This window comes from Ochrobactrum sp. Q0168 (genome assembly GCF_016427605.1).
Taxonomy (GTDB): Bacteria; Pseudomonadota; Alphaproteobacteria; order Rhizobiales; family Rhizobiaceae; genus Brucella.
The window spans coordinates 31,731-54,341 of record NZ_JAELXQ010000003.1 but is presented as its reverse complement, the minus strand read 5'-3'; the positions used below and the strand labels follow the sequence as shown (position 1 = coordinate 54,341).

Below are 22,611 nucleotides of genomic sequence, written 5' to 3'. Positions count from 1 at the left end.
GTCTGAAACCAGACCGGCTTTTCACACATTTTGGGATGCACTCTGTATCAGCCCGCCGAGAATGTGGCCGGGTTCGGGCCGATGCGGCCATCGGGCTTGTCCAGCTTGGTGATGGCATCGTGATCGGTGCCGTTGAGGCTGAAATCGAAGATCTCGAAATTTTCCTTGATGCGGGCAGGCGTGACCGACTTCGGAATGACGATATTGCCGGTCTCGATGTGCCAGCGCAGGATGACCTGGGCGACGGACTTGCCGTGTCTGGCGGCAATCGCCTTCAGCTTTTCATCCTCCAGAATCTTGCCCTGCCCAAGCGGGCTCCAGGCTTCCGTGGCGATGTTGTGCTTGCCATGGAACAGGCGCAGCTCGTCCTGCTGGAAATGCGGGTGCAGTTCAATCTGGTTGAGAACCGGCGTGACGCCGCTTTCCTTGATCACGCGTTCAAGATCAGCAGTGCGGAAGTTCGACACGCCGATGGACTTCACGAGGCCCTCTTCCTTCAGCTTGATGAAGGCGCGCCAGGTTTCCATAAACAGGTCTTTGGAAGGCATAGGCCAATGGATCAGATAAAGATCCACATAATCCGTGCCGAGCTTTTTCAGGCTGGTCGCGAACGCCTTCAGCGTCGACTCATAGCCTTGCTCGCTGTTCCAGAGTTTCGTCGTCAGGAAGATGTCGCCGCGTGCAATGCCTGACGTGTTGATGGCTTTGCCCACGCCTTCCTCATTGCCATAAATGGCGGCGGTGTCGATGTGCCGGTAGCCCGCTTTCAGCGCTTCGCTGACCGCTGTAACCGCTTCATCATTGCCCACCTGCCAGACACCGTAACCGAGCTGCGGAATATGGTTGCCGTCGTTTAGTTTTACGGTCGGTACGGTCATGATCTATCCTTTCCCTCCATCCAAATGTGGCGCCGGCACCTATTGCCAGTACGGCCGCATCAGGGGCCGCCCTCTGGCGACGCCGTCCATGTTTTTTCAAATCATCACTGGCAGCATATGGGTGTTCGCGGGAAAAGCAAAAGCCTTTTCAGGTTGTTTTTGGGCCTGTGGCAGGTTGATTTCATCAAAAAATCCAATGTTTCATGATTATGAATTTAAAAAAGCCGCCCGGCGAAGAGGGCGGCTTTGTTGGACTGCAAAATTGTTCCGGAACGGGTCAGCGAACCACCACGCGGGCGCCGATGGGGACCCGTTCATAGAGATCGGTCACATCCTCGTTGCGCATGCGGATGCAGCCGGAAGACATGGCCTTGCCGATGGTCCATGGCTGGTTGGTGCCGTGAATACGGTAAAGCGTGGAGCCGAGATAAAGCGCGCGTGCGCCGAGCGGATTGTTGACGCCTCCATCCATGCGCGCGGGCAGGATGCGGCCCTTACGACGCTCGCGGGCGATCATTTCCTTGGGCGGCGTCCAGGTGGGCCATTCGGCCTTGCGGCTGATGCGCTGCGAACCTTTCCAGCTGAAACCCTGCTTGCCCACGCCGACGCCGTAACGCATGGCCTTGCCGTCGGACTGGACGAGATAGAGAAAGCGCTTGCTGGTATCGATCACGATGGTGCCGGACTTTTCACTGCCGGAATAGGACACGACCTGCGGCAGATAGATTGGATCGATCTGGTGCTTGGCGGGCGCGGCGGCTGGATTGCTTGCCGGGCGCTGGTAGGAAACCGCACGATAATTCGCCTTCGACTTCTGCTTTTGCTTCACCGTCGTGCGGCGCACCGGCTGCTGGACGGTGCCGTCCGGCATCTGTACGCGTGCAGGCTGGCCGTGCAGCTGCGCGACCCACGGTGCGGAAAGGTCGGGACTGACGGCGACCGGCGGCAAGGTCGCGTAACGGTCATTGGCAAAAGCCATGCCCGTGCTGACGATGGAAACGGCAATCGCCGCAAGCGATCCGATCAAAAGAAGATGACGTGGTTGCATGGTCCAGATCCGTCTCTCTTTGCGCCATCATCCCGTTTGCTTCACCTGTCTGGGTCCATTGGCGCGGTTGCCTGTCTGCAGCTCCTGACATGTGCTGTCAGGAGAGCAGCCCTTTATTTCATGACGGGATTGTGCGCCCCAATGGAATCGGAAAGGTAAATTTCGGTCGCGTGATCTGCCTGCCTGAAGCTCTAAGTAGAGTTGTGGTTAGCGTCGGGTTGCGTCACATGTTTAATGATCGATGAAGCTTTGCGCATGTCCCCGAAAAGTGGGAAACAGTTTTCGGATAGCGTCATGAGCAGCAAATGGAGGCGGGAAAATGAGTGATGTTGCCGAGGTCAAGACAGGTTTGATCGTCAGCGAAGATGGCAAGACCCGCTGCTTCTGGCCGGGCGTATTGCCGGATTATCTCGCCTATCACGACAATGAATGGGGCGTGCCGGTTTCCGATGATTTCCGGCTGTTCGAGAAGATATGCCTGGAAGGTTTCCAGTCAGGCCTGTCCTGGCTCACCATCCTGCGCAAGCGCGAAAATTTCCGCGCGGCATTCGATGGCTTCGATTTCCACCGTGTCGCGCGCTATGACGAAAAAGACGTGGAACGCCTGCTGGCCGACAAGGGCATTGTCCGCCATCGCGGCAAGATCGAATCCACGATCAACAATGCCAAACGCGCCATAGAACTCGTCGCGGAAAAGGGCTCGCTCGCAGCCTATTTCTGGTCGTTCGAACCGGGTGCGGAGGACCGCCCTGCCGTCGTGGATTATCCGACCCTGATCGCTAATCCGAAAACCGAAACCTCCATTCGTATTTCCAAGGATTTGAAAAAGCGGGGCTGGTCCTTTGTGGGGCCGACGACGGTTTACGCTTTCATGCAGGCCATGGGTCTGGTCAACGACCATATCGAAGGCTGCCATTGTCGCGCCCATGTCGAAAAACTGCGTCTGGCATTTCGCCGACCCCAATAAGATGGGATCCAATTAACGGGGATTGCTAAGCAGCAGTCTTTCTGCCAGAAAAACCCGCTTGTTCGGAGAACCGATTATGGATTTGACGTCGCTCATTGCTTTCGCGGGTATTCTGGTTGTTGCCGCAGGCACGCCGGGGCCGAATGTCGGTGCGCTGGTGGCGCGCGTCATCAGCCGTGGGCACAAGGGCGTCTTTCCATTCATGTTCGGCCTTTGGCTTGGCGACGCCATATGGCTGTCGCTCGCCGTCTGGGGGCTGTCCGCTCTGGCCAACAGCTTCCACACCGCGTTTCTGGTGCTGAAATATGCGGGCGTCGCCTATCTGATCTATCTGTCGTGGAAAATGTGGTTTGCACCGGTCACAGAGGAAGCGGATGAAGACGCCATTCCGCGTCATGGCGAAGGGCGCAAGCTTTTCCTGAGCGCACTTGCCGTCACGCTCGGCAATCCGAAGATCATGGTCTTTTATATCGCCATTCTGCCGACGGTGGTGGACATCACCCACGTATCGCTCACGGGCTGGGTAGAGTTGCTCGCTGTCATGTTTGTCGTTCTGGCAGCGGTCGATACCGCCTGGGTAGTGCTGGCCGCGCAGGCGCGGCGTGTTTTGCGCAGCCCGCGCATGATGCGCATCGCCAATCGGACCAGCGCTGGCGTGATGGCGAGCGCCGCCGTCGCCATTGCCGCACGTTGAACACGCTTCCTGCACTTGCCGCAACGGACTTGATCGGTTAGGAAACCGGCAACGGGTTTGCTGCCGGTTTTTTCCGGCATGTATTGTATATATTTAGCGATCAGGCAGGAAAAATGGCCGATAAAGCGGACAAGATGAAGGCGCGGCTGCCGCGCGGGTTTGTCGATCGGGTTCCGGACGACTTGCGCGCCGCCGAAAAGATGATGGCGACGATCCGCGAAGTCTATGACCTTTATGGTTTCGAGCCGGTGGAAACGCCTCTGGTGGAATATACGGACGCGCTCGGAAAGTTTCTTCCGGATCAGGACCGCCCGAATGAAGGCGTGTTCTCCTTTCAGGATGATGACGAGCAGTGGCTGTCGCTGCGCTATGATCTGACCGCGCCGCTGGCGCGCTATGTCGCCGAAAATTTCGAGCAGCTGCCAAAACCTTATCGCAGCTATCGCAATGGCTGGGTGTTCCGCAACGAAAAGCCGGGCCCAGGCCGCTTCCGTCAATTCATGCAGTTCGACGCCGACACGGTTGGCGCGCCGAACGTCTCCGCCGATGCCGAAATGTGCATGATGATGGCCGACACGCTGGAGCGTCTCGGCATTCGTCGCGGCGATTACGCGATCCGCGTCAACAACCGTAAGGTTCTGGACGGCGTGCTGGATGCCATCGGCCTTGAAGGCGAGGGCAATGCCGCCAAGCGCCTGAATGTACTGCGCGCTATCGACAAGCTCGACAAGTTTGGACCCGAAGGCGTGCGCCTTCTGCTCGGCAAGGGGCGCCTCGACGAAAGCGGCGATTTCACCAAGGGCGCAGAACTGACCGATGCCGCAATTGAAAAGGTGCTGGCCTTCACCGCTGCCGGTGGTGCGACGGGCGCCGATACGATTGCCAATCTGCGCGCCGTCGTTGCAGGCAACGCCAAGGGCGAAGAAGGTGTCACTGAACTTGCCGACATGCAGGCGCTGTTCTCGGCAGGCGGCTATGATGGTCGCGTGAAGATCGATCCTTCCGTGGTTCGTGGTCTCGAATATTATACTGGTCCAGTTTTCGAAGCCGAGCTTCTGTTCGACGTGACCAATGAAGACGGACAGAAGGTCGTGTTCGGTTCGGTTGGCGGGGGCGGTCGTTATGACGGTCTCGTGTCGCGCTTCCGTGGCGAGCCGGTTCCGGCTACGGGCTTCTCCATCGGTGTTTCGCGCCTGATGACGGCGCTGAAAAATCTTGGCAAACTGGATGTATCCGATGTCGTCGGCCCGGTTGTCGTACTGGTGATGGACAAGGACACGGAAAGCCTGGGTCGCTATCAGAAGATGGTCTCCGATCTGCGCCAGCAGGGCATCCGCGCTGAAATGTATGTCGGCGGCTCCGGCATGAAGGCGCAGATGAAATATGCCGACCGTCGCGATGCGCCCTGCGTGATCATTCAGGGCTCTCAGGAGCGCGAAGCCGGTGAAGTGCAGATCAAGGATCTGGTCGAAGGCAAGCGCCTTTCCGCCGAGATCGAGGATAATGTGACCTGGCGCGAGAGCCGTCCGGCGCAGATCACCGTCAAGGAAGACGGTCTGGTCGAAGCGGTTCGGGAAATTCTCAGCAGTCAGGCGCAGGACCGCGCTCAAGCCGCAAAGTGATCGGAACCATGGCCGCAACGCGCACATCGCCGGTTTTCAACGCGCTTCGCACAGAGCTTGATGCGCGCGATGCCGATCTGGTGGAAATACCGCTGATCCAGCCTGCCGATCCATTTCTGGATATGGCGGGCGAGGATTTGCGCCGTCGTATTTTCCTCACCGAAAATGAAAATGGCGACAGCCTGTGCCTGCGGCCGGAATTCACCATTCCCGTCTGTCGCAACCATATCGCGCTCAATGCCGCAACGCCGAAACGTTATGCCTATCTCGGCGAAGTGTTCCGCCAGCGCCGTGACGGCGCGGCTGAATTTCTTCAGGCCGGGATCGAGGATCTGGGTGCTGCCGATGAGGCGGCTTCGGATGCGCGCTCGATTGCCGATGCGCTGTCCTGCGTCCGCTCTGTCGCTCCACAGGCCGGGCTTGAGATCGTGCTGGGCGACCAGTCGGTTTTTGCCGGTATGCTCAAGGCGCTTGGTCTGCCGCAGGGCTGGCGCAAGAAGCTGCTGCGTTCCTTCGGCGATGCGCATTCCATGCAGCTGGCTCTGGCCGAGCTGACGGGTGCCAAGCCGCGCGATTCCCTGCCGGAAACGCTGGCCGTTCTCGTTGCCGAAGGTGACGAAACCGGCCTTGCGCGGATGCTGGAAGCAGAAATGCTGGAAGCTGGCATTTCGCCGGGCGCTGGCCGTTCGCCGGCCGAAATCGCCCGCCGCCTGATCGAAAAGGAAGATCTGGCCGCGACACGCTTCCCTGCATCGGCGCTCAATCTGCTCAAGCAGTTTCTGGAAACCCATGTCACGCTCGATTCCGCATCGGTCACCTTGCGCGCTTTCGCATCCGAAAATGCGCTCGATCTCGGAGCCGTACTTCAGAAATTCGAAGCTCGCGCCGAGGCGATTGCTGCGGCTGGCATCAAGACCAGCGATATCGTCTATGACGCGTCGTTCGGCCGTCCGCTCGATTACTACACCGGCCTCGTCTATGAAATTCGCGCCGCTGGCGTGGAAAAGGACGCGGTTCTGGCAGGCGGCGGCCGTTACGACCGGCTTTTGACCATGCTCGGCGCTTCCGAAAATATTCCCGGCGTCGGCTTCTCCATCTGGCTGGACCGGCTTCAGGCATTGGCGGGAGCAACGAAATGAGCGTCACACTGGCATTGCCGTCCAAGGGGCGGCTGAAGGAACAGACGCTCGCCGTTCTCGAAAAGGCCGGATACAAGGTGATCCTGCCGGATGACGACCGCAATTACCGCGCGCGCGTCGAAGGTGAAGACGACCTCGATATTCTGTTCCTGTCGGCTTCCGAGATTGCCCGCGAGCTGGGCTATGGCAGCGTTGATATGGGCGTCACGGGGGAAGACCTCGTGCGCGAAACATTGGCCCATGCCGATGAGCGCGTGGCCATCGAGGCGCAACTTGGCTTCGGTCACGCCGATGTGGTTGTTGCCGTGCCGGAAGTCTGGCGCGATGTGACCAGCATGGCCGACCTTGATGACGTGGCTGCCGATTTCCGCCAGCGTCATGGTCGCCGCCTACGCATCGCCACCAAATATTGGCGTCTGACACAGCAGTTCTTCTCGCAGAAGCACGGCATTCAGGTTTACCGCATCGTGGAAAGCCTTGGCGCGACCGAAGGCGCTCCGGCGGCAGGTTCTGCCGACATGATTGTCGATATTACGTCGACCGGTTCCACCTTGCGCGCCAATCGCCTGAAGGTGCTGGAAGATGGCGTGATCCTGCGCTCGCAGGCCTGCCTTGTTTCGGCGCGCCGCAGCCATGGCAATGCCCGTATCGCGGAAATTGCCGAGCGTATCCGCAAGGGTCTCGCGGCCTGACGCTTCTGTGATATTATGACATTCCATAAAAGCCGGTCTGAATTCAGACCGGCTTTTTGGCTTTCCGTTGCACTATGCCGCGTCAGTGAAGACGGGAGCCTCAGAGAGCGACCGGCTTTGGCCCGCCATAGGCCCAGTCGATCAGCTCCACCGTGTGGACAATCGGCAATTTGCTGCCAGTGGCAATCTGCGTCATGCAGCCGATATTGCCGGTTGCAATAAGGGCGGCACCGGTTGCCTCGATATTCTTCACCTTGCGGTCGCGCAGCTTGGCGGCAATCTCCGGCTGCATGATGTTATAGGTGCCAGCCGATCCGCAGCACAGGTGTCCTTCCAGCGGTTCCTTCACCGTAAAACCCGCCTTGGAGAGCAGGTCTTTCGGCTGTCGCACAATTTTCTGCCCATGCTGCATCGAGCAGGCCGAGTGATAGGCGACCGTCAACGCCTGCGGCGCATCGGGTTCCGGCAGGTCGATGAGGGTCAGATATTCGGTGATGTCCTTTGCCAGCGCCGAAACCCGCGCAGCCTTGTCCTGGTAGGCCGGATCGAGCCGCAGCATGTAGCCATAATCCTTTATCGTCGTGCCGCAGCCGGATGCCGTGACGATGATCGCATCGAGACCGCCTGCCTCAATCTCGCGCATCCAGACATCGACATTGTGCCGCGCCTGTTCCAGCGCCTGTTCTTCACGGCCCATATGGTGAACCAGCGAACCGCAGCAGCCTTCGCCCTTCGGCGTCACCACTTCGATGCCGAAGCGGTTCAAGAGCCGCAAGGTGGCGGCATTGATACCCGGATTGAGCACGGGCTGCGCACAGCCGTTGAGAATCGCCACGCGACCGCGCCTTTCGCCTTTGGCGGCGCTGACGGTTTCAATAGGGGCCGCCGCTGGCAAGTTTTGCGGCGCGAGATCAAGCATCGCCGCCATGGGTTTCAAGGCATCGCTCTTGCGCAAAAGCGGTGCAAACGGCTTGCCGAGCTTTGCCAGTTTCAGTGCTGCGCGGAACCGGCCCGGATAGGGCAGAACCTGCGCCAGAACCCCGCGCAGAAAACGGCTCATGAAGGGGCGCTTGTAGGTTTTCTCGATATGGGCGCGGGCATGATCGACCAGATGCATGTAATTGACGCCCGAAGGACAAGTCGTCATGCAGGAGAGGCACGACAGGCAACGGTCGACATGGCGCACGACCTCCTCATCCGCCGGACGGCCGTTTTCCAGCATATCCTTGATCAGATAAATGCGCCCGCGCGGGCTGTCGAGTTCGTTGCCCAGCGTCACATAGGTCGGGCATGTGGCCGTGCAGAAACCGCAATGCACGCATTTACGCAGGATTTTTTCCGATTCCTGAACGCCAGGATCGCGAAGCTGGTCGGGGCTGAAATGGGTTTGCATCGTGTCACGCTCCAACCTGATAAGAATGCATACGTCCGGGATTGAGAATGTTTTCCGGATCGAATTGCTGCTTCAACCGCTGCGACAGGGCGGCAAGAGCTGCGGGCTGCGGTTCGAACACATCGATGCCAGCCCGGATCGCGTCGGGCGCGCGCACCAGCGTCGCGTGACCGCCGCCATGTCTGGCGATGAGTTTGCGCAAGACCTGCGCTTCGGGGTCGGCCTCCATCCGCATCCAGATCAGGCCGCCCTGCCAGTCGTAATAGGCATCCACGCCCGCGTGACGGCGGAACTCGTCCACCAACTGCCAGCCTTGCATCGGCGTCATCGACACACGCCAGACAGCACGATTGTCGCCCGCATTGGCATAAGGCAGGACATCGCGCACTTCGCGCCAGAGCTGCTGCGATTGCACGCTGTCCAGCACTTCCACCGTGCCGGTCCGGCTCAACAGCGCCTGCAATTGGCGGCTGCGATGCTCTACCGAAGGCGCAAAGCCCTCAAGCCGCAACACGGTCGCCGCTTGCCAGCCCAGCTTTCCGTCAAGGAAGCGATTGGCAACCGTCGGTGGCAAATGCGCTGCGGAAGCGACCTCCTCGCGCGATCCCATCGCCATCGCCATGACGCGCGCCGCCTGTTCGTCGGTCAATCCGCGCACGGCGAGCGTGGCCGCCGTTTCCGGCTTCGGCAGAACCTTGAACGTCACCTCGGTGGCGACGCCCAGCGTGCCCCAGGAATTGGCCATGCCCTTGGAGAGATCATAGCCTGTCACGTTCTTGACCACGCGACCGCCGGATTTGAACAATTCGCCTCGTCCAGACACAACGCGCACGCCGAGCACATGGTCGCGCGCTGCGCCCGCCTTGAGACGGCGCGGACCAGACAGATTGGCGGCAAGCGCCCCTCCGACTGTGCCGCGACCAGCCTCGCCCGACAGCAACGGGCCGTAATCCATCGGCTCGAAATGAAAGCACTGATTGTTGTCAGCCAGAAGCTTTTCTATCTCGACCATCGGCGTTCCGGCCTTCGCAGAGAGCACCAGCTCGTCCGGCTCATACAGGGTCACCCCCGCAAGCCGTGACACGTCGAGCACGCGCCCGGCATCGACCCGGTGCCCGATGCCGCGCTGGGAGCCATGGCCGATGATTTCCAGCGGGGTGGAACTGGCCAGCGCATCCTGCACAGCCTCCAGAACACCCGCCTCATCCTGCGGCTTTAGAATATTTGCATCGCTCATGATCAAAACCACAACTCAGAATCGGGGAATATCCGGGAAGGCCAGCTCGCCGCGATGCACATGCATGCGGCCAAGCTCGGCGCAGCGGCGCAATTGCGGAAACACCTTGCCGGGATTGAGCAGATGTTTGGCATCGAAGGCACACTTGACGCGCATCTGCTGGTCGAGGTCGATGTCATTGAACATTTCCGGCATCAGATCGCGCTTTTCGATGCCGACGCCGTGTTCGCCGGTGAGAACCCCGCCAACTTTCACACAAAGCCGCAAAATATCCGCGCCGAAGTTTTCGGCGGCTTCCAGTTCACCGGGGATATTCGCATCATAGAGAATCAACGGATGCAGATTGCCGTCGCCCGCATGGAACACATTGGCCACCCGCAATCCGTATTTTTCCGACAAGTCGCGCATGCCTGACAGCACACGCGGCAGCTCCTTGCGCGGAATGGTGCCATCCATGCACAGATAATCGGGCGATATGCGCCCCACCGCCGGGAAAGCCGCCTTGCGCCCGGCCCAGAAAGCAAGGCGCTGCTCTTCCGACTGCGACAAAATACAGGTCGTGGAACCGTTGCGCAGCGCCAGCGCTTCGACCCGACCGATCAAGTGATCGACTTCCACCGGCGGGCCGTCGAGTTCGACAATCAACAACGCTTCAACATCAAGCGGATAGCCGACGCGGACAAAATCCTCCGCCGCTTTGATGGCAGGCCGGTCCATCATCTCCATCCCGCCGGGAATAATGCCTGCACCGATAATATCCGCCACGCACTGGCCAGCCTGTTCGCTAGATGGAAAGCCGACCATGACGGCGCGCGCCGTTTCCGGCTTTTGCAAAATGCGCACCGTGATTTCCGTCACAACGCCAAGCAGGCCCTCCGAACCGGTCGTCAGCCCTAGTAGATCATAGCCCTCGCTGTCGAGATGCTTGCCGCCAAGGCGGAGCACCTCGCCGGTGATGAGCACCATTTCGATGCCCAGAACATTATTCGCGGTCAGGCCGTATTTGAGACAATGCACGCCACCAGCATTTTCAGCGACATTGCCGCCGATGGAACAGGCAATCTGCGATGATGGATCGGGCGCATAATAAAAGCCCTCATGCTCGACGGCTTTGGTAATGCCAAGATTGGTCACGCCCGGCTGCACCACGGCAACGCGATTTGGATAATCGATTTCGAGAATACGATTGAAGCGGGACATGCCGAGCAGCACCGCATCCCGCAGCGGCATCGAACCGCCCGACAACGATGTACCCGCGCCGCGCGGTACAACGCGAATGCCATTCTCGTGGCAATAACGCAGAACCTTGGAGACCTGATCGACCGTTTCCGGCAGCACCACCACCAGCGGCAGCGAGCGATGCGCGGTCAGGCCGTCGCTCTCGAACACGCGCATCGCGTTGACCGTATCGACCACGCCCTCCCCCGGTACGATGCCGCGCAGATCATCCACGATCTGCCCGCGCCGCTGCATGACGGACGCATCCGGCTCCGGCATAATCAATCCGCTCATTTGCTCCTCCACCAATTCCGCAAACACAGTGCACTCCACACCAAATTCGTCAAGTGGTAAATCATTTTTACCACTTGCGCGGTTCGCATAACAGTTTTCACGCTGTGGCATAATTGCTTGCCGAGCCTTGTAGCTCTCGGCTAGATGCAATTGAAGCGCAGGGCAATTCGGTGGGAGTGGATGACGCGATCATGATGAGCAGCAGTCTGGCCGATATGGAAATCTTTGCCCGCGTGGTCGCAACCGGCAGCATGTCGGCGGCGGCGCGCGATCTTGGCCTTTCGCCCGCCGTGGTTTCCAAACGTCTCGGGCGGCTGGAAGAGCGCCTCGGCACCCGGCTTCTGCAACGCACCACGCGCCAGATCGCGCTCACCGAGGCCGGTCATGGCTATCACGAGCGCGTCTTGGCCATATTGTCCAATATCGAGGAAGCGGAAGCTTTCGTCGCGCGGCGTTCCGCCGATGCGCGCGGCACGCTGAAAATCTCGGCCCCGACGACCTTCGGGCGCATGCATATCGCGCCCTATCTGGTGCCTTTCATGCGCGCCAATGCCGACCTGACGGTCAATATGCAATTAACCGACGAAATGGTCGATATTGTCGGCGACGGCTATGACCTCGCCATTCGCATCGGCGAATTGTCGGATTCGACACTAGTGGCGCGCAGGCTGGCGCCGGTCCGTCGCCTGCTCGTCGCCTCGCCCGGCTATATCGCCGAACGCGGCACGCCTGAGACTATCGAAGACTTGCAGGCGCATATCTGCCTTGCGCCGCACAATAATGACCCATGGCGCCTGGAAGGCCCGAAGGGGCCAATCGTCATTCGCCCGGTCGGTCCGCTCCAGACCAATTCCAGCGAAATGGTGCGCGAGGCCGTGCTGGCCGGTCTCGGTATTGCACAGCGCTCCACCTGGGACATCGGCCCGGAACTGGCGGCGGGCAAGCTGGTGCAGGTGCTGCCCGATTACACCGCGTCGCGCAATGTGGCCATTCACGCGGTCTATCCCTCGAAACAGTTCCTGCCTGCCAAGGTGCGCCTGTTCATAGATTATATCGCCGATCTTTACGGGCCTGTTCCCTATTGGGAGAGCGGCAGTTCTCCACAGGTCGCATCTCAAAAATAGACATCAAGTCTTTCGCTGGCTATGTAACGCACGCATTAGAAATGCGTGCATATACATGCGGCAGGGTATTTCCTCCCAAAATGCCTGCCGCATCGTTCAAAGCCTGAGGAAAGATAATGAACACTCCGATCCGTTTTATCCTTGCAATCATCGTTGCTGTTGTCGTCGGTTGCGGCTTCATGTTCTACGACAAGTCCCGCGGCGCGGAATGGGTCGTGTCCCCGCAGCAGATCGAACAGGCGAAGGCGGAAGGCAAATCCGGCGTCGAAAGCCGCCCGGGCACCGTGACCGTGCTGCCGATCCGCAGCGAAACTGCTGACGCGCTGCCGTTCAAATGGGCGATGTATGGCGTTGTCGCCGGTCTGTTTGTGCTGGTTTCGACGCGCAAGCGCAAAAAGGCTTAAAACGCCCCTCTTCCAACCATCAGAAAGCCCGGCTGGATCGCCAGTCGCGCTTTATTTTCAATATATTCCGTTGCCGGGTCCGTCCCTTGCGGCTACCTTGCCGCCGATACGCAAAGGGCTTGAACGGCATGGCCGAAACGATTTTCTCCCGCATACAGACGAGCCGCACAGCGGACGATGTCGTATACCAGATCGAGACGCTCATTCTGGAGGGCGTGCTGCGCGGCGGCGACCGTCTGCCCGGCGAGCGTGAGCTGGCGCGTCAGTTCGACATTTCCCGGCCCATCCTGCGCGATGCCCTGAAGCGCCTTGAAACGGCTGGTCTTTTGACATCCCGCCACGGCGGCGGAACATTCGTGGCCGATGTCATCGGGCAGGTCTTCAGCGCCCCCGTGGTCAAGCTTTTTGCCGATCATCGCAAGGCGACAGCGGACTATCTCGAATACCGTCGCGAGATAGAAAGCATTGCCGCCGAATATGCGGCACTTCGCGCCACGCCCGCCGACAAGGCGCTTTTGACCGAAATCATGCATGCGATGGAAACCGCGCATGGCGCCAGCGATTTCGACACCGAAGCACGCCTTGATGTGGAGCTGCATAATGCGGTCGGCGAAGCGGCGCATAATATCGTGCTACTGCACACCTTGCGCTCCTGCTACCAGCTTTTGAAGGATGGCGTATTTTATAACCGCAGCCTCATCTACAGCTATCCGGGCGTCTCCGACATGTTCCTTTCGCAGCATCGCGCTATTTACGATGCGGTGATGGCCGGCAACCCGCAGGCAGCGCGGGAGGCGGTGCAAAAGCATATCCGCTTCGTCGAGCAGGCGACGCATGACCGCGAGCTGAACGAAGAGCGCGAACGTGTCTCGCGGCTGCGCTTCCGCCAGCGGGCGGGCACCAATGCAGTGAAGGAAGTGAAGGATGAAGGCGAATGACCGGTGTGGTTTTCAAGGAGGCGTGCGGCCCGCAAAACATCCGCCTTTATGCCATTGGCGATGTGCATGGCCGCTTCGATCTGTTGCAGGACATGCATGGGTTGATCCGCGCCGATCTCGACCATCGCCCCGTCCACGACTGGCGCATCATCCATCTCGGCGATTATATCGACCGGGGACCGCAATCGAAGGAAGTGCTGGATTTTCTCATTGAGACGTCCGCAAATGATCCGCGCATCCTGTCGCTGCTCGGCAATCACGACGAAGGCTTTCTCAATTATCTCGCCACCGGCGACACGGCAGGCATCTTCGCCCTGCACGGCGGCGTGGAGACCGGACGCTCCTATGGGGTGGAACTCGATTTTTCCGATCCGGATAAAGCTCGGCGCAGCCATGAAGCGCTGGTGAAGGCCGTACCGCGGGCGCATATCGATTTCATACGCGCGATGCCGCGCTGGCTCTCGTTCGGGGATTTCTTTTTCTGCCACGCAGGCGTCGATCCGGCCCTGCCGCTCGAAGAGCAGGACGCCGACGATCTTATCTGGATACGGACGCTGTTTTTGAAATGGACCGATCCCCTCGCAAAGGTGATCATCCATGGGCATACGCCGCAAACTGTTGTCGATATTCAGCCCAACCGGGTCAATCTCGACACCTATGCCTGGAAGAGCGGCCTGCTCTCGGCAATCGCAATCGACGGCGTGGAAAAGCGCTTCATCGAAGCGAATTAATGAGCGCTGGAAATTCCGTAACCGTCGCTCGAAACCATCGTGTTACCGGCATCGACTGTGAAGATGCCGACTGCCATGAACACGATCGCGGAGACCATCAGGACGGTAAGAAGGGCGGCATGCTTGGCGGTCATGTTCGGAAACTCTTTCGACGGTTGCCGGATGAAATTCGATAAAACGAGCCGCCGTTGCGAGCATGGCGTGAAGCCCTGCCCGACCGATCATTGCCCGGGAGACGGCGTTCAGTTACACCCGATAAAAGTTACCCGCAACTGAACGGAAGCGTCGTTCACCGCGCTTTTTTCACAAAACCACGCATTGCTGACAGGATGTGGCAAAGCAGCAACGCGAAGTCTATCCGCAAGGTTAATGTTGGGTTTAAATCTGGTCGATCCAGGCTTTGGCGAGGGCCGCGCCCGCTCTGTCGGAAGAGCGGCCAACGCTTTCGGCCAATTGCGGAAACGCCTTGTCCCAACCCGGTGCGAATTCTTCAATCATATCTCCAAGCTGCGTATTCCATTCCTTCACCAGCCCGGTATCGGCCTCGAAATGGAACTGCGTGCCATAGACCGCCCGACCGATCCGGTAGGCCTGATTCTGCGTCATGTCGCTCGACGCCATATGCACGGCACCAGTCGGAAGGGTGAATGTATCGCGGTGCCAGTGGAAGATCGGAAACGCATGGCCTGCCGTCGAAAGCACCGGATCGCGCTGCCCTTCCTCGGTCAAGCGCACTTCCTGCCAGCCGAACTCCATCGGGCGGTCGAGAATATTCTCGCCGCCATAGGCGCGCGCTACCAGCTGACTACCCAGACAAATGCCAAGCACGGCCTTATCCTTGTCGCCAAAGCCGCGGATGATATCGAGCAGGTGCGGGAAATAGGCAAATTCGGCATCGGCCAGTGCATTCTGCTCGCCGCCCAGAACAATCAGCGCATTATGTTCGCTGGCATCGGCGGGTAGCGCATCGCCATTATAAGGGTGGCGCAGATCAATCGAATAACCGGCTTGCGCCAGGACAGGCTCGATCTGCCCCAGCCCCGCCCCGTCATAGTTCTGGACGACCAATACGCGCATAGACGACCCCGTAGATCTCTTTTTTCATTGGCTAACACGAAAAAGGCCCGGACAACAGCCGGGCCTTTAATCAGTAGGATGTCGATTATTCGACCACCGAAACGCTGACCGTTCGGCCTGCCACGAGATGCACGCCATCCGGCACCTCCTCCAGCTTCACCCGAACCGGCACACGCTGCGCAAGACGCACCCAGTTGAAAGTCGGCGTGACATTGGCAAGCAGGCTTGTGGTCGCCGTGCGTTCGCGATCCTCGATGCCACCGGCAATGCCTTCCACCTTGCCCTTGAGCTGCACCTTGCTGCCCATGACATCGACCAGAACCGGATCGCCGATCTTGATGCGCTCAAGCTTGTTTTCCTCGAAATAGCCCGCGACATAATAGGAATCCGTGTCCACCAGCGCCGTCACGGCAGAACCCGCGGTGACATAGTCGCCCGGCTGGAGCGAGAAGTTGGTGATGACGCCATTGACCGTCGCCTTGACCGAAGACCGCTCCATATTGAGGGCGGCCAGATCACGGTCCAGACCGGCCTGACGGTAAGCCGCTTCGGCCTGCATGGCCGTGGTTTCGACCTGTTCCAGCTTCTGGCGGGTTACGGTGGTGTCGTTGAGCTGGCGATAACGGACCAGATCGCGATTGGCCATGTCGAGCGCGGCTTTGCTGCTGTCGACCTTGGCTTCAGCGGTCTGCAGCGCCAGCTTGTAACGCGCCTGATCGATGCGGAAAATCACATCGCCCTTTTTGATAGACTGGTTATCGCGAACGAGAACCTCGCTCACCAGACCCGAAACGTCAGGCGCAACCCGCACCACATCGGCAAGGATCTTGCCGTCGCGCGTCCATGGCGCATTCATGTAATAATCCCAGAGTTGCCAGCCAAGCAGCCCCGCCATTGTGACCATGACGAGGGTGAGAAAAACCCGGCCAGTATGTGCGAAGAGCTTTTTCATCAGTCTATTCCGTTCAAGATAAGGGCGGCAGCGCCAAGAATGCAGAAATACATGGCGGCATCGAACAAGGGCCGGTGCCACACAAAACGGTAGAAACGCACGCGCGCCAGCAGGCGCTGCATGATCGTATTGAGGACATAGGCGCCAAGCGCCAGCACGCCCAGAGTCGGGATATAGATCCCGTATATATCGAGTTCAGGTCTCATGATTGTTCACATTCAGGTCTTCACGGGGCTGTTCTTCCGGCGGCTTTTCGTCAGGCAGCTTGCGGCAGCTCCAATTGCGGGCGCGGCGGCAAAGCGAAAGGCGGCGCCTTGGGAAACAGGTTGAAACGCAGCGCCACCAGCGCAAGCCGCGGACGGCGGGCAATGGCGGGCGAACCGCTCTCGATGATCGCCGCTATCGCCTTGTCGATGGAGGCGAGCAGCTGTTCGTCAATCCCCTGGCGCGACGGGCTGTTCGGTCCGCCTTTGGACAGGGCCCGATAATGCGCGCCGACACCGTCCAGCACCGCATCCACCGCCTCGCGGCAGGGTTCGGGCAGCTTGGCGCGATATTGCTGCAGGTCGATGGTGTTCATCCCGTTGCGCAGGTCGCGCAGCAGATCGACCTTGGCAACATCCGCCGACGGGATCAGCGCCAGACGCGGCGTCATCATGCCGATGCGGTCGATCATGCGCAGCAACAGGCGATTCATGCGCTGCCGGCGATGACGGCTCGGACCGCGTTCCGTGGCAGCAATGATATCGCGCCAGCCGGCTTTGACCAGACGCCGCACGCTCCATTCGGCGCCGACCGAGCGCACGATAGACGTAACCACGGCGGCCATGACGATACCGATAACTGTCGCCAGATTGGCATTGGCAAAACTGACGAAATCCGAGGTGGCGTGGCTTTGCAGCATGAGCATATTCGGCAGGTTCACACAGAGCACCATGCCCAACAGAAACTGCGATGGGATTGCCAGAAGCACACCGGCAGGCACCAGAAACAGACCCAGCACCAGCGCCAGCGGGAAGAAACCGTCCACCAGCGGCAGCAACGCAAATTCAAAGATGAAAGCGGCTGCGATCACGATCAGCAGCAGCCAGTTGAACTTGCGCATCACCGGCACGGGATCGTCCATCGTCGCGAAGATACAGCAGAAGATGCCTGCCATCATCGCAGCCGCACTGCCCTGAGACCAGCCGGTCGCGATCCAGAAAGCCGTCGCGACACAGGTTGCGAGAAAAGCCGAAAAACCCGACAGAAACGCCATGCCATAATCGCGGTGCGCCGGACGCCCCTTCAAATGAGCGTCGTAACGACGCCAGCGCAGCGCATGACCCCGCTTCGCACCCGACACGATATCTTGACGCAGCGTGATGCAATCACTCCAGATCTGAACCAGATCGCGCACGCGAGCGGCCAGGTTGAACGGCAGCAACTCGCCCCAGCTGGAAGCGTCCTTGCCGTGGCGATCAATCTCGTCAATCAGCTTCAACAGAACGGCGCGGCGTTCTTCGCTAAGGCTCTCGCCGCTTTCGAGCCAGTCGCAGGCTTCATCAAGAAGCTGCTGGACGGCGGGATGCCAGGGCTTTTCCCCCTCGCCCGGCTTCAGCACGATGACATCATGCAGGCTGGAAATGATCGGCAGCACGGCCACCATGCGCTGTTGCAGCACATGCAGCATCGTTCCGACCCCGCGGATGGACGAGGTGTCATAGGCCACATGGGTGGTCAGGTTGCGCAGTTCCAGCGCGTCGGCAGCCAGACGCTGGCGGTCGCGCAGAAATTGTGGGCTCGCGCCCTCGCCGCGCATGGTGGCGACGGCGAGCCGCGAGCCCTCACGCAGCCAGTTGTCAATACGACCGACCAGAACCGGCCCGCTGTGGCGCGGAAAGACGAGGCGATTGACCAGCGCCGCGCAGACAATGCCAATGGCAATTTCCTCGACGCGGCCAAGCGCATAATCAAAGGTGGTTTCGGGAACGGAAACCACGGCAAAACTTGCAATCGCCACCGTATAACCGGCGAGCATGAAGAGGTAACTACGCGGCGTGCCGTCAAGCAGGCTGATCGCCAGACAGACGCCCATCCACAAGCCGATGGCAACGGTCAGGATCTCTGGCGAATTGATCAGATGCGGCACGAAAAGGATCGTCACCGCGCCGCCGATGATTGTGCCGATCAGACGATAGATGCCCTTGGACGTGGTCGCCCCCGAAAGCGGATGCGCGACGATGTAAACGGCGGCAATCGACCAGTAGGGGTTTGGCAGATTGGCCATCAGCGCAATCCACAAGGCAAGCATACCGGCGGCGAACGTCTTTAAAGAAAAGACGACGTCCCAGAACTTCGGTGTTGTTTCGGCAGGCTTGGTCATGGTTTTCGAAGGCAGCGTTGATTTAGATGTTCAGGAATTTCTCATTCAGCTTGCGCAGTACTTCCATGGCGACATCGACCTGTTCGGCGTCGAAATCGCTTAGAAACTGCGTCCGAAGACGTGCCGCAGACTTTTCCACCTTGGTGGCGAGGGCGCGGCCGTCTTCTGTCAACTGGATGAGTTTGACGCGACGGTCGGCATCGTCGGCGACGCGCAGGATCAGGCCATCCTTCTCCAGCTCATCGACGACACGAACGATCGTCGCCCCCTCAATGCCGACCCGTTCAGCCAGCATACCCTGAGGGATCAGATCGCCATGCCGCAAGAGGGTCATCAGCGGAACGGCTTTCGCATCGGAAAGACCATGCTCCGCCATGGCCGCATCAAAGGCTTTCCGCCATCCTCTGGCAGTGCTTGCAAGAAGCGGCGCGAATTCGACCCAAGCTTGTTTCATCACTTCAATTCCATTCAAATAGATAGCTTCATACCTATATGGATACAATCTAATTAGATTCAACCACCAGACATTTCCCATCAATTGTTTGTGTAAGCTTTTCTTCAAGTGAGAGCTGTTTTCAATGCGAAGGCTGGCAGAACAGCCACACAAAGCGCTTGACCGGCGGGCTTGCCCTCTGCCATCGATGCGATCATGCGCGCAAATTACAGAATGCAACGACTTTATATCGAGGACGCTCTTGCCCCGGAAACGCCGGTCGAGGCCGCGCCGCAGGCTGCCCATTATCTCACTCACGTGCTGCGCCTGAAAGAAGGCGATGAAGTTCTCGTCTTCAACGGGCGCGACGGTGAATGGAAGGCCCGGCTGAAGCCGGAAGGCAAGAAGCGTGTTCTGCTCGTACCCGTTGAGAAGACGCGCCCGCAGCCCGCGCCGAGCGATCTCGTCTATTGTTTCGCGCCGCTGAAGCAGGGCCGCCTCGATTATATGGTGCAAAAGGCCGTTGAAATGGGCGCTGGTGTTTTGCAGCCGGTCGTCACCCAGCACACACAGGTGCCGAAGCTCAGCACCGACAAGATAAAGGCCAATGCCATAGAAGCTGCCGAGCAATGCGGCGTGCTTGCCATACCGGAATGCCGCGACGCCCTACGCTTCGACCGCTTTATCGAGCAGTGGGACCCGTCGCGCCGCCTGATCTTTTGCGATGAAGGCCACGAATCGGACGATCCGTTGAGCATTCTGCAAGGTTTGAAGCCCCAATCGAAGCCTTGGCCGATGGGGCTTCTGATCGGCCCGGAAGGCGGGTTTTCGGAAGAAGAGCGGCAGGTGCTGCATCGTCTGCCCTTCGTGACGGCCATTCCGCTCGGCCCTCGCATCTTGCGGGCGGATACGGCCGCGGTTGCGGCCATGGCCCTGGTGCAGGCCATTCTGGGCGACTGGAGAAATGCGGCATGATGTTCTCTAAATCGATCGTTCAATGAAATTGACTTGCGCGATTTGACAAATTTGTCCAATCACGCTGAAAAGCTGAAATACGACCAGGGATAGACTGTATGGCGCGCGATACGACTGACGAAACGGCACTGACGGGCGTTGAAGAACTGGCGATCTATCTTGCCGGGGGAAACAAACCCAAGGATGCCTGGCGCATCGGCACCGAGCACGAGAAATTTCCCTTCTATACGGCCGACAACAGCCCCGTGCCCTACGCGGGCCCGCGCGGCATCAAGGCTATTCTGGAAGGCATGCAGGCCATGCTCGGCTGGGAGCCGATCATGGATGAAGGCAACATCATCGGATTGGTGGAGCCGACCGGACAGGGCGCGATTTCGCTGGAGCCGGGCGGCCAGTTCGAGCTTTCCGGCGCACCGCTGACCACCATTCACCAGACCTGCCGCGAGATGAACGCGCATCTGAGCCAGGTGCGGGAAATCGCCGAGCCTCTGGGCATTCGTTTTCTCGGTGTCGGCGGCAGCCCGAAATGGACGCTGGCCGAAACGCCGGTCATGCCGAAGTCGCGCTACAAGATCATGACCAACTACATGCCGAAGGTCGGCCATGAAGGTCTGGACATGATGTACCGCACCTCGACCATTCAGGTTAATCTCGATTTCAGCTCCGAACGCGACATGCGCCGCAAGATGCAGGTTTCGATGAAACTGCAATCGGTCGCCACGGCGCTGTTTTCCAGCTCGCCTTTCACTGAGGGCAAGCCGAACGGCCTTCTGTCATGGCGCTCCAATATCTGGCGCGATACCGACAACCAGCGCGCTGGCGTACTGCCTTTCGTCTTCTCGGAAAATTTCGGCTTTGCGGACTATGTCAACTGGGCGCTCGATATTCCGATGTATTTTATCCTGCGGGATGGCCGTTATCACGACTGCACCCATGTCACGTTCCGCCAGTTCATGAACGGCGCGTTGAAGGGTGAAGTCAGCGATCCGGTGCCGAATATGGGCGACTGGACCAACCATCTCTCGACGCTGTTCCCGGAAGTTCGCCTCAAGCGCTTCCTCGAAATGCGCGGTGCAGACGGCGGTCCATGGCGGCGCATCTGCGCCCTGCCCGCCTATTGGGTCGGCCTGCTCTATGATGAAGAAGCACTGACGGCAGCCGAAATGCTGACCAAGGACTGGACCTACGAAGAGGTTCTGGCGCTGCGCAACGATGTGCCCACCAAGGCCCTCACGGCCCAATTCCGCGGCAAGCCGCTGGAAGGCATCGCTCGCGAAACGCTGAAGATTTCGCGTCTCGGGCTCAAGAACCGCAACAAGCTGAACGCGGAAGGCTTCGACGAAACCCACTTCCTCAGCCCCCTGGAAGAAATCGTCGCCGCTGGCATCACCGATGCCGAGCGCATGCTGAAAGCCTATAACAGCATCTGGGGCGGTTCCGTCGAGCCGATCTTCCTGGAATATGCCTATTAAGCGTTAAACGAAAAAGGGCGCGTACTTCGCGCCCTTTTCGTTTTTATCAGCTCGTGACCTGCTGACCTTTGGTCGGATCGGGGATCACGACAATCGTGCTGCCATCGCGCACATTGTTATAAAGATCGATCACATCCTGATTGAGCATGCGGATGCAGCCGGAGGATACGGCTTTGCCGATGCTCCATGCTTCCGGCGATCCGTGGATACGATATAGCGTATCGCGACCATCCTTATGGATATACATGGCGCGCGCGCCAAGCGGGTTCTTGAGGCCGGGGGGCATACCGCCATTGGCGATGCTGTAAGGCTGCAGCGCCGGCTGACGCGCCACCATCTCGTCCGGCGGCGTCCAGCGCGGCCATTGGCGCTTATAGGCCACCACAGCACGGCCCGCCCAGGCGAAGCCATCACGACCGACGCCGATGCCGTAGCGCATCGCACGACCGTTGCCCAGCACGTGATAGAGATATTTGTTCGGCGTATCGACGATGATGGTGCCCTTCACCTCGGAGGTCGGATAATCGACTTCCTGTCGCCAGAATTTCGGATCGACCTTGCTGATATCGACAGCGGGGAGCGGAAACTGCTCTTCCGGCATGGCCTGATACATGAGCGGCACCGGCTGCGACGGGGCGACCGGCTTGTTGACCGGCTTCGCCGGTTGCGGCGGCTGGGCGGTCGAAACACAGCCTGATAGCGCGACGGCGCTTGCACCGATCAGAAAGCTGCGGCGGCTGAACACCACCGTCTTCAAGCCGGAAAAGTTGGCGTCCTGGGAGTTTTTACGCGACATCCTTGAACTCTTCGTTGGACACGCTTCGCGGCGGGGAACGAGGGTCGTCGCGCCGGAATTGTGCCGATCATTTCGGATGTGCGAGAAAGAAAAGGCCAAGCTTAAGCCAGCCTTAAGAGAACAGCGGAGCTTGCGCTCGGCTTCTCAATTCGGTGTTCAAGA

23 protein-coding genes are annotated in these 22,611 nt (G+C 59.3%); 11 read left to right on the top strand and 12 right to left on the bottom strand.

Features of this window, described 5'->3' with window-relative positions; translation table 11 throughout:
* Window positions 1-47: 47 nt before the first annotated feature.
* Window positions 48-878 (bottom strand): aldo/keto reductase, encoded by an 831-nt coding sequence (locus JAU75_RS08395; protein ID WP_199056079.1) that lies wholly within the window; start codon window positions 876-878, stop codon window positions 48-50.
* A gap of 277 nt (window positions 879-1,155) precedes the next feature.
* A complete protein-coding gene (locus tag JAU75_RS08390) occupies window positions 1,156-1,926 on the bottom strand; it encodes a L,D-transpeptidase (protein WP_199056078.1) in 771 nt (256 codons plus the stop codon).
* A 319-nt stretch (window positions 1,927-2,245) separates the two neighbouring features.
* On the opposite strand from JAU75_RS08390, the gene JAU75_RS08385 reads away from it, so the two are divergent.
* The 5 genes from JAU75_RS08385 (at window position 2,246) to hisG (ending at window position 7,040) form a co-directional block, all read left to right on the top strand.
* On the top strand, window positions 2,246-2,893 hold the full coding sequence (locus JAU75_RS08385; RefSeq protein ID WP_199056077.1) for a DNA-3-methyladenine glycosylase I: 648 nt from the start codon (window positions 2,246-2,248) through the stop codon (window positions 2,891-2,893).
* 76 nt (window positions 2,894-2,969) lie between these two features.
* A complete protein-coding gene (locus tag JAU75_RS08380) occupies window positions 2,970-3,587 on the top strand; it encodes a LysE family translocator (RefSeq protein WP_199056076.1) in 618 nt (205 codons plus the stop codon).
* Between the two features lie 113 nt (window positions 3,588-3,700).
* Complete coding sequence (gene hisS, locus JAU75_RS08375) at window positions 3,701-5,209, top strand: histidine--tRNA ligase (RefSeq protein ID WP_199056075.1); 1,509 nt, start codon at window positions 3,701-3,703, stop codon at window positions 5,207-5,209.
* A gap of 8 nt (window positions 5,210-5,217) precedes the next feature.
* Entirely contained in the window at window positions 5,218-6,348 is a 1,131-nt protein-coding gene (locus JAU75_RS08370) for an ATP phosphoribosyltransferase regulatory subunit (RefSeq protein WP_199056074.1), read from the top strand.
* The gene (hisG, locus tag JAU75_RS08365) at window positions 6,345-7,040 is read left to right on the top strand and encodes an ATP phosphoribosyltransferase (protein WP_199056073.1); all 696 of its coding nucleotides are present in this window, start codon (window positions 6,345-6,347) and stop codon (window positions 7,038-7,040) included. The genes JAU75_RS08370 and hisG overlap by 4 nt, the downstream gene beginning before the upstream one ends.
* 100 nt (window positions 7,041-7,140) lie before the next feature.
* Here hisG and glcF read toward each other — a convergent pair whose 3' ends face one another.
* The 3 genes from glcF to JAU75_RS08350 are packed head-to-tail and all read right to left on the bottom strand — an operon-like array spanning window position 7,141 to window position 11,182.
* Window positions 7,141-8,433: a glycolate oxidase subunit GlcF gene (gene glcF, locus JAU75_RS08360; RefSeq protein WP_199056072.1), complete on the bottom strand. Its 1,293-nt coding sequence runs from the start codon at window positions 8,431-8,433 to the stop codon at window positions 7,141-7,143.
* 4 nt (window positions 8,434-8,437) lie between these two features.
* Window positions 8,438-9,670, bottom strand: coding sequence for a glycolate oxidase subunit GlcE (gene glcE, locus JAU75_RS08355; RefSeq protein WP_199056071.1), 1,233 nt, complete (start codon window positions 9,668-9,670; stop codon window positions 8,438-8,440).
* Between the two features lie 15 nt (window positions 9,671-9,685).
* Window positions 9,686-11,182 carry an FAD-linked oxidase C-terminal domain-containing protein gene (locus JAU75_RS08350; protein WP_199056070.1) on the bottom strand — a complete coding sequence of 499 codons (1,497 nt, stop codon included), beginning with the start codon at window positions 11,180-11,182 and terminating at the stop codon, window positions 9,686-9,688.
* Window positions 11,183-11,376: 194 nt separating this feature from the next.
* Here JAU75_RS08350 and JAU75_RS08345 point away from each other — a divergent pair, with 194 nt between their 5' ends.
* The 4 genes from JAU75_RS08345 to JAU75_RS08330 all read left to right on the top strand — a co-directional run bounded on the left by JAU75_RS08345 (window position 11,377) and on the right by JAU75_RS08330 (window position 14,379).
* Window positions 11,377-12,306: a LysR family transcriptional regulator gene (locus JAU75_RS08345; protein ID WP_199056301.1), complete on the top strand. Its 930-nt coding sequence runs from the start codon at window positions 11,377-11,379 to the stop codon at window positions 12,304-12,306.
* Between the two features lie 116 nt (window positions 12,307-12,422).
* Window positions 12,423-12,710, top strand: coding sequence for a hypothetical protein (locus JAU75_RS08340; protein ID WP_199056069.1), 288 nt, complete (start codon window positions 12,423-12,425; stop codon window positions 12,708-12,710).
* A gap of 128 nt (window positions 12,711-12,838) precedes the next feature.
* On the top strand, window positions 12,839-13,648 hold the full coding sequence (locus JAU75_RS08335) for an FCD domain-containing protein (protein ID WP_199056068.1): 810 nt from the start codon (window positions 12,839-12,841) through the stop codon (window positions 13,646-13,648).
* The gene (locus JAU75_RS08330; protein WP_199056067.1) at window positions 13,645-14,379 is read left to right on the top strand and encodes a metallophosphoesterase; all 735 of its coding nucleotides are present in this window, start codon (window positions 13,645-13,647) and stop codon (window positions 14,377-14,379) included. The genes JAU75_RS08335 and JAU75_RS08330 overlap by 4 nt, the downstream gene beginning before the upstream one ends.
* Here JAU75_RS08330 and JAU75_RS08325 read toward each other — a convergent pair.
* From JAU75_RS08325 to JAU75_RS08300, 6 genes are all read right to left on the bottom strand, one after another.
* Window positions 14,376-14,513: a hypothetical protein gene (locus JAU75_RS08325; protein ID WP_167836115.1), complete on the bottom strand. Its 138-nt coding sequence runs from the start codon at window positions 14,511-14,513 to the stop codon at window positions 14,376-14,378. The genes JAU75_RS08330 and JAU75_RS08325 overlap by 4 nt on opposite strands.
* A gap of 244 nt (window positions 14,514-14,757) precedes the next feature.
* Window positions 14,758-15,456 (bottom strand): type 1 glutamine amidotransferase, encoded by a 699-nt coding sequence (locus tag JAU75_RS08320; RefSeq protein ID WP_199056066.1) that lies wholly within the window; start codon window positions 15,454-15,456, stop codon window positions 14,758-14,760.
* Window positions 15,457-15,541: 85 nt separating this feature from the next.
* On the bottom strand, window positions 15,542-16,408 hold the full coding sequence (locus tag JAU75_RS08315) for an HlyD family secretion protein (RefSeq protein WP_199056065.1): 867 nt from the start codon (window positions 16,406-16,408) through the stop codon (window positions 15,542-15,544).
* A complete protein-coding gene (locus JAU75_RS08310; RefSeq protein ID WP_199056064.1) occupies window positions 16,408-16,614 on the bottom strand; it encodes a DUF1656 domain-containing protein in 207 nt (68 codons plus the stop codon). Before JAU75_RS08310 ends, JAU75_RS08315 begins: the two co-directional genes overlap by 1 nt.
* 50 nt (window positions 16,615-16,664) lie before the next feature.
* The gene (locus tag JAU75_RS08305; protein WP_199056063.1) at window positions 16,665-18,773 is read right to left on the bottom strand and encodes an FUSC family protein; all 2,109 of its coding nucleotides are present in this window, start codon (window positions 18,771-18,773) and stop codon (window positions 16,665-16,667) included.
* A 22-nt stretch (window positions 18,774-18,795) separates the two neighbouring features.
* Complete coding sequence (locus JAU75_RS08300; RefSeq protein WP_199056062.1) at window positions 18,796-19,227, bottom strand: MarR family transcriptional regulator; 432 nt, start codon at window positions 19,225-19,227, stop codon at window positions 18,796-18,798.
* Window positions 19,228-19,422: 195 nt separating this feature from the next.
* Here JAU75_RS08300 and JAU75_RS08295 point away from each other — a divergent pair, with 195 nt between their 5' ends.
* Together JAU75_RS08295 and JAU75_RS08290 are read left to right on the top strand one after the other, a co-directional pair.
* Window positions 19,423-20,181 (top strand): 16S rRNA (uracil(1498)-N(3))-methyltransferase, encoded by a 759-nt coding sequence (locus JAU75_RS08295; protein ID WP_371836130.1) that lies wholly within the window; start codon window positions 19,423-19,425, stop codon window positions 20,179-20,181.
* Window positions 20,182-20,279: 98 nt separating this feature from the next.
* Window positions 20,280-21,653, top strand: a complete 1,374-nt coding sequence (locus JAU75_RS08290) for a glutamate--cysteine ligase (RefSeq protein WP_199056060.1) — start codon at window positions 20,280-20,282, stop codon at window positions 21,651-21,653.
* A 46-nt stretch (window positions 21,654-21,699) separates the two neighbouring features.
* Here JAU75_RS08290 and JAU75_RS08285 read toward each other — a convergent pair whose 3' ends face one another.
* Window positions 21,700-22,449 (bottom strand): L,D-transpeptidase, encoded by a 750-nt coding sequence (locus JAU75_RS08285; protein ID WP_199056059.1) that lies wholly within the window; start codon window positions 22,447-22,449, stop codon window positions 21,700-21,702.
* Window positions 22,450-22,611: the final 162 nt, after the last annotated feature.